The 17597-nt window shown below is 42.5% G+C and carries 14 protein-coding genes and 1 pseudogene; all 15 read left to right on the forward strand.

Annotated elements, in window-relative coordinates; all coding sequences use genetic code 11:
• Positions 1-17 precede the first annotated feature (17 nt).
• The 15 genes and pseudogenes from glmS to K4I03_RS11460 all read left to right on the forward strand — a co-directional run bounded on the left by glmS (position 18) and on the right by K4I03_RS11460 (position 17530).
• On the forward strand, positions 18-1832 hold the full coding sequence (gene glmS / locus K4I03_RS11390; protein ID WP_223315033.1) for a glutamine--fructose-6-phosphate transaminase (isomerizing): 1815 nt from the start codon (positions 18-20) through the stop codon (positions 1830-1832).
• 245 nt (positions 1833-2077) lie between these two features.
• Positions 2078-3847: a PTS mannitol-specific transporter subunit IIBC gene (locus K4I03_RS11395; RefSeq protein ID WP_223315032.1), complete on the forward strand. Its 1770-nt coding sequence runs from the start codon at positions 2078-2080 to the stop codon at positions 3845-3847.
• A gap of 23 nt (positions 3848-3870) precedes the next feature.
• The gene (locus K4I03_RS11400; RefSeq protein WP_223315031.1) at positions 3871-5826 is read left to right on the forward strand and encodes a BglG family transcription antiterminator; all 1956 of its coding nucleotides are present in this window, start codon (positions 3871-3873) and stop codon (positions 5824-5826) included.
• A gap of 1 nt (position 5827) precedes the next feature.
• Positions 5828-6265, forward strand: coding sequence for a PTS sugar transporter subunit IIA (locus K4I03_RS11405; protein WP_223315030.1), 438 nt, complete (start codon positions 5828-5830; stop codon positions 6263-6265).
• 61 nt (positions 6266-6326) lie between these two features.
• The gene (locus K4I03_RS11410; protein WP_223315029.1) at positions 6327-7463 is read left to right on the forward strand and encodes a mannitol-1-phosphate 5-dehydrogenase; all 1137 of its coding nucleotides are present in this window, start codon (positions 6327-6329) and stop codon (positions 7461-7463) included.
• Between the two features lie 59 nt (positions 7464-7522).
• Positions 7523-7783, forward strand: a pseudogene (locus K4I03_RS11415) (glutamine--fructose-6-phosphate transaminase (isomerizing)); the annotation flags it as partial.
• A 230-nt stretch (positions 7784-8013) separates the two neighbouring features.
• A complete protein-coding gene (locus K4I03_RS11420; RefSeq protein ID WP_223315028.1) occupies positions 8014-9063 on the forward strand; it encodes an LLM class flavin-dependent oxidoreductase in 1050 nt (349 codons plus the stop codon).
• Between the two features lie 212 nt (positions 9064-9275).
• Complete coding sequence (locus K4I03_RS11425) at positions 9276-10322, forward strand: uroporphyrinogen decarboxylase family protein (RefSeq protein ID WP_223315027.1); 1047 nt, start codon at positions 9276-9278, stop codon at positions 10320-10322.
• Between the two features lie 55 nt (positions 10323-10377).
• On the forward strand, positions 10378-10578 hold the full coding sequence (locus tag K4I03_RS11430; RefSeq protein ID WP_002893853.1) for a hypothetical protein: 201 nt from the start codon (positions 10378-10380) through the stop codon (positions 10576-10578).
• 87 nt (positions 10579-10665) lie between these two features.
• The gene (locus tag K4I03_RS11435) at positions 10666-11667 is read left to right on the forward strand and encodes a uroporphyrinogen decarboxylase family protein (protein ID WP_227965428.1); all 1002 of its coding nucleotides are present in this window, start codon (positions 10666-10668) and stop codon (positions 11665-11667) included.
• A gap of 15 nt (positions 11668-11682) precedes the next feature.
• A complete protein-coding gene (locus K4I03_RS11440) occupies positions 11683-12567 on the forward strand; it encodes a transporter substrate-binding domain-containing protein (protein WP_002908661.1) in 885 nt (294 codons plus the stop codon).
• A gap of 207 nt (positions 12568-12774) precedes the next feature.
• A complete protein-coding gene (locus K4I03_RS11445; RefSeq protein WP_002908662.1) occupies positions 12775-13467 on the forward strand; it encodes an amino acid ABC transporter permease in 693 nt (230 codons plus the stop codon).
• A 3-nt stretch (positions 13468-13470) separates the two neighbouring features.
• Positions 13471-14157: an amino acid ABC transporter permease gene (locus tag K4I03_RS11450; protein ID WP_002908663.1), complete on the forward strand. Its 687-nt coding sequence runs from the start codon at positions 13471-13473 to the stop codon at positions 14155-14157.
• Positions 14158-14169: 12 nt separating this feature from the next.
• Entirely contained in the window at positions 14170-14934 is a 765-nt protein-coding gene (locus K4I03_RS11455; protein ID WP_002908664.1) for an amino acid ABC transporter ATP-binding protein, read from the forward strand.
• A 457-nt stretch (positions 14935-15391) separates the two neighbouring features.
• Entirely contained in the window at positions 15392-17530 is a 2139-nt protein-coding gene (locus tag K4I03_RS11460) for an ATP-dependent Clp protease ATP-binding subunit (protein WP_002908665.1), read from the forward strand.
• The last annotated feature ends 67 nt before the right edge of the window (positions 17531-17597 follow it).

The following is a 17597-nucleotide window of genomic DNA, read 5'->3' on the forward strand; positions in this document are numbered from 1 at the left end:
AAATCAGAAGTAATGTTATGTGTGGAATTGTCGGAGTTGTCGGAAATCGCAATGCAACTGATATCTTGATGCAGGGCTTGGAAAAGCTGGAATACCGTGGTTATGACTCGGCTGGAATTTTTGTAACAACAGGGAAAACTTCTAGTCTGGTCAAGTCTGTCGGTCGTATCGCTGATCTACATGCTAAAATTGGCATTGATGTCGCTGGGACTACTGGTATTGGACATACTCGTTGGGCTACTCATGGAAAACCTAGTGAAAATAATGCCCATCCTCATACTTCACAGACAGGCCGTTTTGTCTTGGTTCACAACGGTGTGATTGAGAACTACCTTGATATAAAGAATACTTACTTAGCTGATCATGACTTCAAGGGTCAGACAGATACGGAGATTGTTGTGCACCTGATTGGCAAATTCGCTGAAGAAGAAGGCTTGTCTGTTTTAGAAGCCTTTAAAAAAGCTCTCCACATTATCCGTGGTTCTTATGCCTTTGCTTTGGTGGATTCAGAAGATGCAGATGTTATCTATGTTGCTAAAAATAAATCTCCTCTTCTAGTTGGACTGGGTGATGGCTACAATATGGTCTGCTCAGATGCCATGGCCATGATTCGCGAGACAAATCAGTTTATGGAAATTCATGATCAAGAGCTGGTTATTGTCCGTAAAGACAGTGTGGAAGTACAGGATTATGATGGGAATATTCTGGAGCGTGAAAGCTATACAGCTGAGCTAGATCTGTCCGATATCGGTAAGGGAACTTATCCATACTATATGCTCAAGGAAATCGATGAGCAGCCAACTGTGATGCGTAAGCTAATCAACACATACTCTAATGAGAATCAACAGATGGTCGTGGATCCTGAGATTGTTAAAACGGTTCAGGAAGCTGATCGAATTTATATCATTGCAGCTGGAACTTCTTATAATGCAGGCTATGCTTCTAAAACGATGCTAGAAGAATTAACTGATACACCTGTGGAGCTAGGAATTGCCTCTGAATGGGGATATGCTATGCCACTTTTGAGTAAAAAACCATTGTTTATTTTGCTCAGTCAATCTGGTGAAACTGCTGATAGCCGTCAAGTTTTAGTTAAAGCTAATGAAATGGGAATTCCAAGCTTGACTGTGACTAATGTTCCAGGTTCTACGCTTTCTCGTGAAGCAACTTATACTATGTTATTGCATGCCGGTCCAGAAATTGCCGTAGCTTCAACGAAGGCTTATACGGGACAAGTAGCGACTCTGGCATTTCTTGCTAAAGCAGTTGGAGAAGCCAATGGTAATGAAAAAGCAAAAAATTTCGATTTAGTGCGTGAACTTTCAATTGTAGCTCAGTCTATTGAGTCGACTCTTTCTGAAAAAGAGTTAATTGAAGAAAAGGTTCGTGGACTCTTGGAAACGACACGTAATGCTTTCTATATCGGGCGCGGTCAAGACTATTATGTAGTTATGGAAGCTAGCCTCAAGCTTAAGGAAATTTCTTATATTCAATGTGAAGGTTTTGCGGCTGGAGAGCTCAAACATGGAACCATCTCTTTAATAGAAGATGGTACACCTGTTATTGCGTTGATTTCTGACAATCCAACCGTTGCTTCTCATACTCGTGGGAATGTTTCTGAAGTAGTAGCACGTGGTGCTAATGTTCTGACTATTGTGGAAGAAGGAATAGAAAAAGAAGGGGATGATATTATTGTCAACAAAGTTCATCCATATCTATCTAGTATTTCTATGGTTATTCCTACTCAATTGATTGCTTACTACGCTTCACTTCACCGTGGACTAGATGTAGATAAGCCGCGCAATTTGGCTAAGGCCGTTACAGTTGAATAATAAATAGATGAACAATAGGCGTAAGACTAGGAGGGTTATCTCTTAGATTTTACAGCCTATTTTTTATAACTCATAATTTGAATTTTTGATGCGATTTTCAGTACATTTTATATTGTTATATGGCAAAATAAAGAGAATTTTGTGACAAAAGTTGATTTTTTGGCACAAAATCTGTGACAAAGCTTTAGTTTTAAGCGTTTTCATTTTTGTATATACTAGAATTAAAGAAAAGGAGGAAAATCCTAATGGAAGAAAAAGTATCTTTGAAAGTTAGAGTTCAAAAACTGGGAACATCACTTTCAAACATGGTTATGCCCAATATTGGGGCTTTTATTGCTTGGGGAGTGTTAACTGCCCTCTTTATTCCTGATGGCTATCTACCAAATGAGCAATTGGCTGCTATTGTTAGTCCTATGTTGACTTATCTATTGCCGACTCTAATTGGTTACACGGGCGGTTATGTAATTCATGGACAACGTGGTGCCGTCGTAGGGGCTATTGCTACTGTTGGTGCGATCACAGGTTCTAGTGTTCCTATGTTTATCGGAGCTATGGTAATGGGGCCACTGGGAGGCTGGGCTATCAAGAAATTTGATGAGAAGTTCCAGGAAAAAATTCGTCCTGGCTTTGAAATGTTAGTTAATAACTTTTCAGCTGGTCTAGTTGGTTTTGCATTACTGCTTTTGGCTTTCTACGCAATCGGTCCAGTGGTATCGACTCTTACTGGAGCTGTTGGAAATGGTGTTGAGGCTATTGTCAATGCTAAACTTCTACCTTTGGCAAACATTATCATCGAACCAGCAAAGGTACTTTTCCTTAACAATGCTCTTAATCATGGAATCTTTACACCTCTAGGAGCTGAGCAAGTATCTCAAGCTGGTAAATCTGTTCTCTTCCTCTTAGAGGCTAATCCTGGACCAGGTCTGGGTATTCTCTTGGCTTACGCCTTGTTTGGTAAGGGTTCTGCGAAATCTTCTTCTTGGGGAGCAATGGTTATCCATTTCTTCGGTGGTATCCATGAAATATACTTCCCTTATGTTATGATGAAGCCAATTCTTTTCCTAGCTGCGATTGCTGGAGGTGTATCAGGTACCTTTACATTCCAATTTTTAGATGCTGGTCTTAAATCTCCAGCTTCTCCAGGATCTATCATTGCGATTATGGCTATGGCTCCAAAAGGTATGTGGCCTCATCTTAATGTCCTGCTTGGGGTATTAGTGGGAGCAATTGTCTCTTTCCTTGTAGCAGCTCTTATCCTACGTGCAGATAAGTCGACTGATGATTCGTTAGAAGCTGCTCAAGCTGCTACTCAAGCTGCAAAGGCTAAATCTAAGGGGCAAGTAGTTCCAGTTGCTGTAGATACAAACATTTCAAGAGATTCAGTAGAGAAAATTATTTTTGCTTGTGATGCTGGCATGGGAAGCTCTGCGATGGGAGCTAGTATTCTCCGTGATAAGGTTAAAAAAGCAGGTCTGGGAATTCCAGTATCTAATCAGGCCATCTCAAACTTGGTTGATACACCAAAAACATTAATTGTTACTCAGGAAGAACTGACACCAAGGGCTAAAGGCAAGAGTCCAAGTGCTATTCATGTTTCTGTTGATAATTTCTTAGCGTCCCCTCGTTATGATGAAATTGTAGCTTCATTAACAGGAGCTTCTCCAATAGCAGAAATTGAAGGAGATATACCAACTTCAGCACCAGTAGATAGTCAGGAAATTGACCTTAACCATATTGATGCTGTAGTAGTTGCTTATGGTAAAGCACAAGGATCTGCAACTATGGGCTGTGAAACGATTCGGGCTATCTTTAGAAACAAGAATATTCGTATTCCAGTTTCTACTGCCAAAATTTCAGAATTAGGTGAATTTAATTCTAAAAACATAATGATTGTAACAACTATTGCTTTACAGGCAGAAGTGCAACAAGCAGCACCGAATTCTCAATTTCTTATTGTGGATAGTTTAGTAACAACACCAGAATATGATAAAATGGTTGCTAGAATGTATAAATAGAACTAGAGGTTTCTAAATTACGAATGCTATTAACCAAACGAGAAGAACAATTATTGAAGGCTTTCCTACATGTAGGGAAGCTTTCAATACAAGACATGACTGAAATCTTACAGGTCTCATCTAGAACAATTTATCGGACTTTATCAGATTTGACAGATAGCATAGAGCAATATGGGATTGAAATAACGAAGCATGGGAAATACTATATTTTGACTGGAGAACTGGACGATCTACCGACAGAACTTGAAGTGTTAGTTGAGTATAGTCCCCAAGAAAGACAAGAGTTGATTACCTATCGCCTTCTGACTGAGAATGGTTTTGTCACCAATGAAGCCTTGCAAGAGTGCACGAAAGTCAGTAATGTAACTATTATTCAGGATATTTCAGATATAGATAAGCGTCTTTTAGACTTTGATCTGAAAATTGAACGGCAAAAGGGTTATCGGATTTCTGGTGATTCAGTTAGTAAGAGAAGATTTTTGGCTATTTTACTGACAAACTGTATCTCAGTGTCAGATTTTTCAACCAGCAATTTTGGAAGCTTTGATATTTTAGAAGCAGACAGAACTCGGCTGGCCAGTCAGATTGTTAATAAGCAACTGTCAGGTTTTCCAGATATGGATGCTAGGATGAAGATGTTTTTTGCAATCTTGTTATCTCTTATAGGTCAGGAGCAAAACATTGAAAATTTGCCTAATACTAGTAAGCAAGCTTTGGAGATTTCTCAAAAAATTTTTCAAGCTTACTCTAAGCAGACTGAGCAATTTTATAGTATTCAGGAAATTATCTATTTTGCGAGCATCTTGGATGAATTAATCATTAAACGTCAGGAAAACCCGCTCTTTACGGAGAAATTTGATGGTGAATTTTTCTACAATATTTCAAATCTGATTGATACGGTTTCCATGTACACCAAGATTGACTTTTTTAAGGACAAGGTTTTATTCAATTTTCTTTTCCATCATATTCGGCTCAGTTTAGGCGTCCCTATTCTTTTTCAGGGTGAAAATTTACCAGAATCTGTCCAGCTTTTAGTTGAAAGAAATAAATTTCTTTATACAGTCATCAGTCTTTTGGTGAATGATATTTTTCCGAAATACCTTCATACAGAGTATGAGTATGGCATGATTGCCCTACATTTTATCTCTAGCTTAGGTCGCAGTCCAGAGATTTATCCAGTCCGTATTTTGCTTTTAACGGACGAACGTCGGGTCACTAGAGATTTATTAGTCAGTAAAATTAAGAGTGTTGCTCCTTTCGTAGAGTGGATAGATATTCAGTCTCTAGCAGACTATCATAGTATTGATCTCAGTCAGTATGATTATATTTTATCTACCAAGCCACTGGCTAATCAGGAAATTGATGTAATTTCTAGTTTTCCAACCGTCAAAGAATTGCTTGAACTGCAGGAACGGCTTCAGTATGTACAGGCACATCGCACGATTGTCGCGCGTGATGCTATCGCTCCGGAGAAAAGTTATGACTTGCAAGATTATTTGATATCTAGCAGTCAGCTTTTGAGTCAATTTGAGCTGGTACAATTGGAGAATGAGCAATCATTTGAGCGCACGGTAGAACAAATCATCCAATATCAGAAGAATGTGAGTGACTGTGATTATCTAACAAGAAAATTATTATCACACTTCCATAATAGTCCTATGGCTATTCCTAATACTGGTCTGGTACTTTTACATAGTCAGTCTAGCAAGGTAACAACAAATAGTTTTACTATGTTTGAACTCAAACTACCTATCTCCGCATTGTCAATGAAACGAGAGGAAGAAGAGGTCAAAAGGTGTCTGCTAATGCTTATGTCTAAGGAGGCTAGCGAGGAAGTGAGAGATTTAATGACAGCTATCAGTCAGTCGATTATTGAAAATCATCTTTATACAGAGATTTACAAGACGGGAAATCAATCCATTATTTATCAGATGCTAAATACTATTTTTAACGAAAAAATTAAGAAATTGGAGAACTAACATGAAACTTGAAAAACATTTGATTAAGCTTAATAAACAATTTTCTAACAAGGAGGAAGCTATCCGTTATTGTGGGCAAGTTCTTTATGAGGGTGGATATGTTAATGAAGACTATATTGAAGCCATGATTGAACGTGATAAAGAGCTGTCTGTTTATATGGGTAACTTTATCGCCATACCGCATGGAACAGATGCAGCAAAAAAGGATGTCCTCAAGTCTGGCATAACAGTCGTTCAAGTCCCAAGAGGGGTTGATTTTGGGAATGAATCTAGCCCTCAAGTGGCAACAGTTCTTTTTGGTATTGCTGGTATTGGTAATGAACACTTAGAAATTATTCAGAAAATTTCTATCTTCTGTGCAGATGTAGATAATGTTCTTAAATTAGCAGATGCTCAGTCAGAAGAGGAAGTATTGCGCTTACTTGATGCTGTTGAATAATCGAATTTCTTCATTTATCATCTAGTATATATGTCCCTCAAACAAGAAAAGGAGAAATTCAATGAAACATGCTGTTCATTTTGGTGCCGGCAATATCGGTCGAGGTTTTATAGGCGAAATTCTATTCAAAAATGGTTTTCATATTGATTTTGTGGATGTCAATAATCAGATAATTCATGCTCTAAATGAAAAGAGCAAGTATGAAATTGAAATTGCTCAGGAAGGACAGCCCCGCATAGAGATAGCTAATGTGGCTGGCATTAATAGTAAGGAACATCCTGAGCAAGTTATTGAAGCGATTCAAAAGGCGGATATCATTACTACTGCAATCGGACCTAATATACTCCCTTTTATCGCTGAACTTCTAGCTAAGGGAATCGAAGCTCGACGGGCTGCAGGAAATACGCAAGCATTGGATGTTATGGCCTGTGAAAATATGATTGGAGGATCTCAATTTCTCTATCAAGAAGTCAAGAAATATTTAAGTCCGGAAGGGTTGACATTTGCTGAGAACTATATAGGTTTTCCAAATGCTGCAGTAGACAGGATTGTTCCAGCACAAAGTCACGAAGATCCTCTTTTTGTTGTTGTCGAGCCCTTTAATGAATGGGTCGTGGAAACCAAGCGTCTTAAAAATCTAAATTTACGTCTAGAAGATGTTCATTATGAAGAAGATTTGGAACCTTTTATTGAGCGAAAACTTTTTTCAGTCAATTCTGGACATGCAACTTCAGCTTACATTGGTGCTCATTATGGTGCCAAGACAATTTTGGAAGCTCTCCAGAATCCTGATATCAAGTCTCAGATTGAAGCCGTTTTAGCTGAAATTCGCAGTCTCTTGATTGCCAAATGGAACTTTGATAAAAAAGAGTTAGAAAATTATCACAAAGTCATTATAGAACGTTTCGAAAATCCTTTCATAGTGGATGAGGTTAGCCGGGTAGCTCGTACTCCAATCCGAAAATTAGGTTATAATGAACGGTTCATCCGACCGATTCGTGAATTGAAAGAACGCGGTTTGTCTTATGAAAATCTACTTAAAACAGTTGGCTATGCCTTTGACTATCGCGATGTAAATGATGAAGAAAGTGTTAAATTAGACCAACTTTTAAGCAATGAGCCAATCAGAGACGTTGTTGTTCAAGTTACAGGTTTAGACGATAAAGAATTGATTAATCGGATTGTAGAGCTGATATGAAGTTAATTAGTGCCCCCCAAATAAAATGATAGCTGATGATCTTTAGTTCATCAGCTATCATTTTATTGTTGTCAGTTAATTTATCTTTTATTTACAATTTCAGAGAGAGTATTGTGGCGCGCGGAGCCAAGGTGCTGACCATTGCTGAGGAGAATGTAGCCAAGGAGGGAGACGATATCGTACTCAATCAGGTTCATCCATACCTGTCACCAATCTCTATGGTGGTACCGACACAGCTCATTGCTTACTTTGCAACCTTGCACCGTGGTCTGGATGTTGACAAACCGCGTAATCTGGCTAAGTCTGTCACTGTAGAATAAGCTTTCTAACCAATCTTGATAATAATACTAAGCCTCAGATTTTTCTGGGGCTTTTGGTATGGTATTTTGGTGACGATGCTCTTTGGAAGTCTCTTTCGACCATGGCAAAGCCATGCTGACGACAGTCATCCTATTTCATACAGATGGACAAATAGGTTGAGCATCATTTTTGTATTTATCACTAATTAGTGATAAAATATTTTTATCTTAAATATCAGGAGGACAAAAGCATGGTGGAATTAGGTATTTCTACTTTTGGAGAGACAACGCCGCTGGAGGGGACAGGGCAGACCTATACTCATGATGAGCGGATTCGGCAGCTGATAGCAGAGATTGAGCTGGCAGACAAGGTGGGGCTGGACGTGTATGGCATTGGAGAGCATCACAGGGAGGACTTTGCGGTCTCTGCGCCGGAGATTGTGCTGGCGGCTGGCGCGATCAAGACGGAGAAGATTCGTCTGACCAGTGCTGTCAGTGTCCTGTCGAGCTTGGATCCTATTCGAGTCTACCAGCAGTATGCGACGATTGATGCATTGTCAAATGGCAGAGCAGAGGTCATGGCTGGCCGTGGCTCTTTTATCGAGTCCTTTCCGCTCTTTGGCTATGACTTGAAGGATTATGAAGAGCTTTTTGATGAAAAGCTGGACCTGCTCCTCTATGCCAGTACCGAGACTCGGCTAAATTGGAAGGGCAAGCTGACGCAGACTATTGACAATCGGGAAGTCTACCCACGGGCTGTGCAAGAAACATTGCCAGTTTGGGTAGCGACGGGGGGCAATGTCGAGTCCACCATTAAGGTCGCCCAGAAGGGCCTGCCAATTGCGTATGCCATTATCGGTGGACAGCCTAAGCGCTTCAAGCCCCTGCTGGATGCGTATCGCCGGATTGGGCAGGAAAGTGGCCACTCAGATGAAAAGTTGAAGATCGCTGCCCACTCTTGGGGCTGGGTCATGGAGGATAATGAGGAGGCGGTCCGGACTTACTTCCATCCGACCAAGCAGGTAGTGGACGCTATCTCTAAGGACCGCCCTCACTGGCGGGAGATGACCTATGAGCAATACCTGGATCAGGTAGGACCAGAGGGGGCCATGTTTGTCGGTAGCCCTGAAAATGTCGCTCAGAAATTAATCAAGATGATAGAGGAGCTGGGACTGGACCGCTTCATGCTGCATCTGCCGTTGGGATCGCTTCCGCATGAGCAGGTTCTCCAGTCTATCGAACTCTTTGGCACCAAGGTTGCACCGCTCGTGCGGGAGTATTTTGCAGCTAAGGGTAAGTAAGATCGGAGTAGCAGTTTTTTGATAAAAATTACCTATCTCATCCATAGAAAATATATATGGTACTTATCTAAAAAGGGTACAAAAAATAAGGTTATTCAGCAGAGTCTGAAAAGCCTTGAAAAAGCTAGCTTAGTCTAGCTTTTTTATTTTGCTTTGATAAATATTTTTAATCAGGCTGATAGGGAAAATATATTTCCCAGAAGAAGGAGAGGATGGTAAGATATATTACAAATTCAAAGAAGGAGGAAGCAATGGTCAGCAAGAAAGAATTAGTGCTGAGAGCTTTTCGGGGTGAAGAAGTTGACCGAGTGCCTGTTGGATTCTGGTTTCACTTTGTAAGCCAAGAGGAAAAGATGCTAGGACTAGATAATCCAGTGATTTTCAATAAAAGTGTTGAGGGGCATGCTGCTTATGTTCGAGCTGCACGACCAGACTTTGTCAAGATTATGAGCGATGGCTTCTTTAAGTATCCTAGCGCGCTTTATTCGGATCATATTGAGTCCATTCGGGACTTGGCTGCTATTCAGTCTATCGGTGAGCATCATCCTTGGATTGAGCAGCAGATTGAGATGGTTAAGGCTGTAAAAGCAAGCTATCCAGAGGACCTCGCTTCCTTCTACAATATCTTTGCGCCGGTCTCCTATCTCAAGCGCTGGTTCCGCAGGGAAGGGTCACGAGGAGATAGAGAGATTGCAGATTTTCTGGCAGAGGATTCCGAGCTGACAGGACATGTTTTAGATGTCATTGCTGGCGATATTGCTATTTTGACTAGACGTATCATTGAGGAAGCAGGCATTGAGGGGATTTATCTCAGTACCCAGCAAATCCAAGACGGTCGGGTAGATGAGGCCAGTTATCGTCGTTATATTGAGCCTAGTACGGTCAAGGTTCTGGAAGCGGCCAATGCGGCTGGCGGTCAGAATATTCTCCATATCTGCGGCTTTGAAGGGGCCAGCAATGATTTAGAACTGTTCAAGGATTACCCAGCTCAAGTGTTTAACTGGGCAACTCACCATGAGGGGATCAGCTTAGCGGAAGGGCGTAAGCTCTTTGGCGGTCAGACTGTCCTGGGCGGCTTTGAAAATGGCAGAGCAGCTCTTCTAAATACAGGCAGTCGTGCAGAGTTAGAGGCTGAGACCAAGCGGCTGCTGGCTGAAACTGGCAGTCAGGGAGTGATTCTAGGGGCTGACTGCACTGTACCAGATGATTTTGAAATAGAAAGATTGGACTGGATTCGTCAGGCAGCTAGTCAGTTCTGATGGAATTGCCAAAGTTCTAAAGAGCATTTTTCAACTCTTTCAAGGAGGGAGATAGATGAATCGGTATCAAAAAAGGCTTGCAGCTCTTGCTCTGATATTCTTGATAATAGGAACCTTTCTGAGCATCAGTCAGATTTATGCTCATCAGTCTTCAGACAAAAAAGAAGATGATTTGCAGGTGCTCAAGAAATTACCAGATCAGTCAACTGGCTTGATGCAGCCCAATGATATCGCTGCTCTGCTCTTGTCGGATTAGAATTTTACTTAAAATGATGAATTAGTCCAATGAAAAAGCTAAAAAACAACTCATTGGCTAGATAGGAACAATAAAAAAGGAGAGAAGATGACTTCAAAAAGAGAATTAGTACTGAAGGCTTTCAGAGGAGAGTCCGTTGACCGAGTGCCAGTTGGTTTCTGGCATCATTTTACCAGCGAAGAGGAGTGGCTGACTGGTTTTGGGAATCAGGCCATTATTGAGAAAAATCTGTCCGGCCATCAAGCTTTTCTGGCAGAAGTCGAGCCAGACTTTATCAAGCTGATGAGTGATGGTTATTTTGCCTATCCTAATGAACGCTTGAAAAAAGTCCAATCTATCAAAGACTTGGCAGATATTGAGCCGCTAGGTGCTGACCATCCTTGGATTAGTGAGCAGGTGGAGCTGGTTCAGAAGATCAGGGATGGCTTCACAGAGGACTTGGTCGCTATTTACAATATTTTTGCGCCAGTGACCTATTTCAAATGGTTGGTCGGCAAGGTTGCCGGAGGGGATGATATCATTGCAGATTTCTTGGCAGAGGATGCAGTGCTCACGAAGCGGGTGCTGGATGTAATTGCTCAAGATATTGCAGCTCTGACAGAGCGGATTATCAAGGAAGCTGGTGCGGATGGAATCTACCTTAGCGTTCAGAGCATTCAGGATGCGCGGGTATCGGCTGAAGACTATAAGGCTTTTATTGCTCCTAGTGATTTGGCGGTGCTGGAAGCAGCCAATGCAGCTGGCGGAGTGAATATCCTGCACATTTGTGGATACGAAGGCGCGCGAAATGATGTTCATCTTTTCACAGATTATCCAGCTCAGGTCATCAACTGGGCAGTGGGGCCAGAAGGCATCAGCCTAGCGGAGGGCCGGAAATTATTTGGCGGTCGGACTGTCCTGGGTGGCTTTGAAAATGGCAAGGACGGCCTGCTCTACACGGGCAGTCAAGCGGCTATTCAAGATGAGACCAAGCGGCTGATAGCAGGAGCTGGCAAGGAAGCTTTGATTATCGGGGCTGACTGTACTATTCCAAGCGATATTGAAGCAGAGCGGATTCAGTGGGTTCGCCAAGCAGCAAGCTTAACATAAGAAGGAGACGAAAGAATGAGCAAGAAAAAATGGATTATTGGTGGAGCAGCAGTGATTGCTATTGTAGCGGCGACTTATTTGGGGCGGACCTTGACAGGTGCTTCATCTAGCAAGACGAGCAGCTCTGCATCAGGCGGCGGTAAGGTCACGACTTTGAAAGTGGCACATACACAGAACTATGTTCCTTATGACTTTGTGGATGAAAAAGGTGAGTCAGATGGCTATGAGGTTGCTGTTCTCAAGGCCATTGATGAAAAGCTGCCAGACTATCAGTTTGAATATACTGGTACCAGTGATGAAGATCTCTTAGTCGGTCTGGAATCTGGAAAATATGACATCGGAACCAAGGGAGCATGGTACACCGAAGAGCGGGCGAAGAAGTTCATCATTCCAAAAAGCCCAATCGGTGCTAGCATTATCGGTTTCACTATCCGCAAGGAAGACGCTGAAAAATACAAAACCATTGATGACTTTGCCAAGGAAAAGGGCAAGCTGGTACCAATTTCTCCGCAGAATGCTCAATGGGCGGTTATCGAAGAGTATAACCAAAAGCATAGCGGTGCTCCTATTGATTTGACTGCAGCAGAGTCCTTCAAGGTGGCTGATGCTTATGCTTGGGTTCTGGAAGGACGCTACGATGCCTTCTTTGACATCAAGCTGTCGTTTGAAAAAGCTGTGACTGACAAGGAAGGTTCTTACCACCAGTATGCGGATCAACTGACTTGGTTCCCTTACAAGGGGATTCCGACCTATCCCCTGCTTCATAAAAACGAAAAAAATGAAGAATTTGCCAAGGCATACGAGAAGGCAATTAAGGAACTGGAAAAGGACGGAACCTTGGCTAAACTATCTGAAAAGTATTTCGGAGAAGATGTCTTCTCTTATGTGGACAAGGATTAGTGGCTGCTGTCTGCTGATTACGGAAAATCAAAAGGCTGACTGAGAAGCTGGCTGAATATAGAGTTGGTGGCTTCTAAGCTGACCTTGCTGCTGTTTGAAGGAATTTTCAAAGAGGATAACTAGGCGAGAGCATGGCTGCTCCAAGCTGAAAGTGCCCGCCCAAGAGAAGCTTATTCTATCTAATCACTGTCGAAGGAGAAGAAAATTATGGTCTCGTATGACTTATCCCGTGTCTTTGGCCTGCTGCCTAGTCTGCTGCAGGCTCTGCCGACCACTTTATGGATTATGTTTGTGACAGCTTTGATTGGCTCCTTGCTGGGTGGTCTGTTGGCTTGGGCTCAGATTTCTGAGGAGCAGTCTTTTGCTGGCCTAGCTAGAGGATATATATTTATCCTTAGATGTACACCGCCTATTGTCTTACTTTTCTTGGTTTTTTATGGCATTCCAGAGTTTTTAGAATGGTGGCTGGGGCTGGATATCAATAATTGGTCGCGGACTGTGTTTGTCATCATCACCATGATTCTGCTCTTTGCGGCCATGATTGCGGAAGTCTTCAAGGCAGCTTATCTTGCTGTTCCCAAGGGACAGACCGAGGCAGGTCTCAGTATTGGCTTGGCACCGGTGCAGACTTTTCTGCGTATTGTCCTGCCACAGGCTTTTCGCATCGCCCTGCCCAATCTGACTACTGCCCTTCTTAATCTCATGCGGGATGCTGCGCTAGCTTATACGATTGGGGCAGTTGATGTCATGGGAGCGGGGCAAAATCTCATCAGCCGTAATCTAGGCAATTATTCCCTCGAAACCTATACAGCGGTGGCCTTGATTTACTGGGGGATTGCCCTAGTGGTTTCGCTTGCTTCCCAGCTTCTGGAAAAAAGTCTGATAGTCAAGGAGAGGTAAAGCATGGATTTGAATTATATTGTAAATACCTTTCTGGTTACTTTGAAAGGCATACCGGTAACCCTGATCATTATGGTGGTGGCTATTCTGCTCAGCTTTATTCCAGCCTTGCTCTTGGCTTTAGGGCAGATTTATAAAGTTCGAGGTGTGCGGACCTTTTCAGTGGTTTATCTGGCCTTTATTCGGGCGACGCCTCCCATTTTGCTCATTCTCTTTTTCTATAGTCTTTTTCCTAGCTTACTGAATCAAATTTTTAAAAGTCTGGGCAGTCAGGTAGACGTCTTTAAGTTCAATCCGCTTTACTATGCTTTCATCATTTATAGCCTGATGACGACAGGCAGCTTGTCGGAAATACTGCGCTCTGCCATATTAACAGTGGATAAAGGGCAGTTAGAAGCGGCTCAAGCGATTGGTTTAACGAATTTTCAAGCCTATCGGAGAATTGTTTTTCCTCAGGCTCTGCGCTCAGCCCTGCCCAATCTGGCCAATCTGGTTATCAATCTAGTCAAGGGAACTTCGTTGGTATTTGTCATGACAGTCAAGGATATCACAGCCTTGGCTAAGATAGAGGCCTCCCATTCTTACCAGTATTCAGAGTCTTATCTGGTGATTTTTGTTATTTATCTCATTATTTGTGGCTTGATTCAGTGGATGTTTAGGGGCTTGGAAAAGCGCTACGCTCTTGCTTAGGAAGGAAAGATTATGTTAGAAGTAAAACATATCTCCAAACGATTTGGAGAGCACCAGGTGCTGGCAGATGTCAGTCTCAAGGTCAATCAAGGTGACGTTGTAGTTATTCTGGGACCGTCAGGCTCTGGGAAAACAACATTTCTGCGCTGTCTGAATCACTTAGAAAAAGCGGATGGCGGCCAGTTGACTTTGTCTGGTAAGGACTATGATTTGGCTAAGCTCAGCAAAAAGGAGATTTTGGAAATTCGTAGAAAGACGGCCTTTGTCTTCCAGCATTATAATCTCTTTGCCAATAAAACAGCCCTTGAAAATATCTTAGAAGGCTTAGTGATAGCTCGTAAGATACCGAGGGAAGAAGCGCTTAAGATTGCGGAAGAGTCCTTGAATCGCGTGGGCCTCTTGGCCTACAAAGACTACTATCCTTCTCAGCTATCAGGCGGCCAGCAGCAGCGGATTGGGATTGCGCGTGCCATTGCTGTCAAGCCAGATGTCATCCTGCTGGATGAACCAACTTCGGCTCTAGATCCGGAATTGGTCGGTGAAGTTCTCAGCGTCATGAAACAGTTGGCTCAGGAGGGAGTGACCATGGTTGTTGTGACCCATGAGATGAGCTTTGCTCGTGATGTGGCCAACCATGTTATCTTTATGGACGGAGGTCACATCATCGAAGAAAATCCTCCTCAGGAATTCTTCAGCAGTCCAAAGGAAGAGCGGACCCAACAGTTTCTGTCCCGCATTCTGTCCGATGCCAGCTATAGTGTAGAATATATGATTTAAAATCTGGATTGTGTCCAGATTTTTATTATAAAAAGACATCTTTATAGGAATGAAAAGGACCTAAACGACAATTTTTAATTACATTTGTAAATTTATTTTAAAAAATTATGTAAAATCTATTGACAAATAAATTCTGTCATGATAAAATTACAACTGTAAACAAAAAAGTTTACGTAAATTTAATCAGAAGATGTGAATATAGCCGGAAGGCGATTATTTTTGGGAGGATTAAAAATTATGTAAAATTATCTTCTGCTGAAAGAGATCAAATCACTCATAAAAATAGAGACTGAATCAGTCTTGATTTTTGAAAAGAGAATAAGTTATGTAAAATAATAGATTGCAGAAGATCTCCCAAATCAAAATTTATAGTGGATAAGGAAGAGATTTCTTATCTGAAACTTTGGTAAAATCAAAAATTATGTAAAGCAAAATATGAAAACAGCGAGGTAATGCTATGAACAACAACTACAACAATTTTAACAATATGGACGACCTTTTCAACCAACTTATGGGACGCATGGGTGGCTACAACAGCGAACACCGGCGCTACTTGATTAATGGTAGAGAGGTCACACCGGAAGAGTTTGCTCAGTACCGGGCTACTGGCAAGCTCCCTGGTCAAGGAACAGGTGAGCAAACTGGACAAGCTGCTGCTCAAGGACCTAAGCAGGATGGTATCCTGGCTAAGCTAGGTCGCAATCTAACTCAGGAAGCTCGTGATGGTAAGTTAGATCCAGTCATTGGACGCAATAAGGAAATCCAAGAAACTGCTGAAATCCTTTCTCGTCGGACCAAGAACAATCCTGTATTGGTCGGAGATGCCGGAGTTGGTAAGACAGCCGTCGTAGAAGGATTGGCTCAGGCTATCGTTAATGGCGATGTGCCAGCGGCTATCAAGAATAAGGAAATCATCTCTGTTGATATTTCCGGTCTGGAAGCTGGTACTCAATATCGTGGTAGCTTTGAAGAAAATATCCAAAACTTAGTCAATGAAGTCAAGGAAGCCGGCAACATTATCCTCTTCTTTGATGAAATCCATCAAATCCTAGGAGCAGGATCTATCGGTGGAGATAGTGGCTCTAAGGGCATGGCGGATATTCTTAAACCAGCACTTTCTCGTGGAGAGTTGACCGTCATCGGGGCTACTACTCAGGACGAATACCGCAATACTATCCTTAAAAATGCAGCTTTGGCTCGTCGTTTCAATGAAGTCAAAGTTAATGCACCGTCTGCAGAAGATACCTATCAGATCCTTCGAGGCATTCGGGACCTGTATGAAAAGCATCACAATGTCATCCTGCCAGATGAAGTGCTGAAAGCGGCTGTGGACTACTCTGTTCAGTATATTCCACAACGAAGCCTGCCAGACAAGGCGATTGACCTGGTCGACGTGACTGCTGCCCACTTGGCAGCCCAGCATCCAGTGACTGATGTTCATGCGGTTGAAAATGAGATTGCTGAACAGAAAGACAAACAGGAAGCGGCTGTTGAGAAAGAAGATTATGAAGCAGCTCTGAATGCCAAGACTCGCATTGAAGAGCTTGAAAAGAAAATTCAAAACCACACCGAGGATATGAAGGTGACAGCTACGGTCAACGATGTAGCAGAGTCTGTTGAACGGATGACGGGTGTGCCGGTATCTCAAATGGGAGCCAGCGACATTGAGCGCCTCAAGGGCATGAATGACCGCCTCAAAGCTAAAGTAATCGGCCAAGACAAGGCTGTAGAAGCTGTGGCTAGAGCTATTCGCCGTAACCGTGCAGGTTTTGACGAAGGAAACCGTCCAATCGGAAGCTTCCTCTTTGTTGGTCCAACTGGTGTTGGTAAGACTGAGCTGGCTAAGCAACTGGCTTTGGATATGTTCGGTACCAAGGAAGCCATCATCCGTCTGGATATGTCAGAATACTCCGACCGGACTGCTGTTTCCAAGTTGATTGGTACGACTGCAGGCTATGTAGGTTATGATGACAACAACAACACCCTGACCGAGCGTGTGCGTCGCAATCCTTACTCTATCATTCTCTTGGATGAGATTGAAAAGGCGGATCCACAAGTGATTACCCTTCTCCTTCAAGTTCTGGATGACGGTCGTTTGACAGATGGTCAAGGGAATACAGTCAACTTCAAGAATACGGTTATCATTGCGACTTCCAATGCTGGCTTTGGCTACGAAGCAGGCTTGGAAGAGGATGCTGAAAAGCCTGATTTGATGGATCGACTCAAAGCTTATTTCCGTCCAGAATTCCTCAATCGTTTCAATGCGGTTATTGAGTTCTCTCATCTCAAGAAAGAAGATTTGATGGAGATTGTTAATCTCATGCTGATCGAAGTAAATCAAACCTTGAGCAAGAAAGAAATTGATCTGGCTGTATCTGATGCAGCTAAGGAATTCCTGCGCGATGCTGGTTATGACCAAGTCATGGGTGTTCGTCCGCTCCGCCGTGTCATCGAGCAGCAAATCCGTGACAAGGTGACTGACTTCCACTTGGATAATCTAGATGCTAAGCACTTGATGGCCGATTTGGAAGATGGTGTCTTGGTTATCCGAGAAAAAGGTGCTGCCGCATCTGAAGAAGACAAGCAGGCAGAATAAAGCTTACTAAGTCAACTAAATTTTCAAAGACCTCCTTCTTAGATGAAGGCAGGTCTTTTTTGTTAAG

Source organism: Streptococcus sanguinis (assembly GCF_020729725.1).
GTDB lineage: Bacteria > Bacillota > Bacilli > Lactobacillales > Streptococcaceae > Streptococcus > Streptococcus sanguinis_V.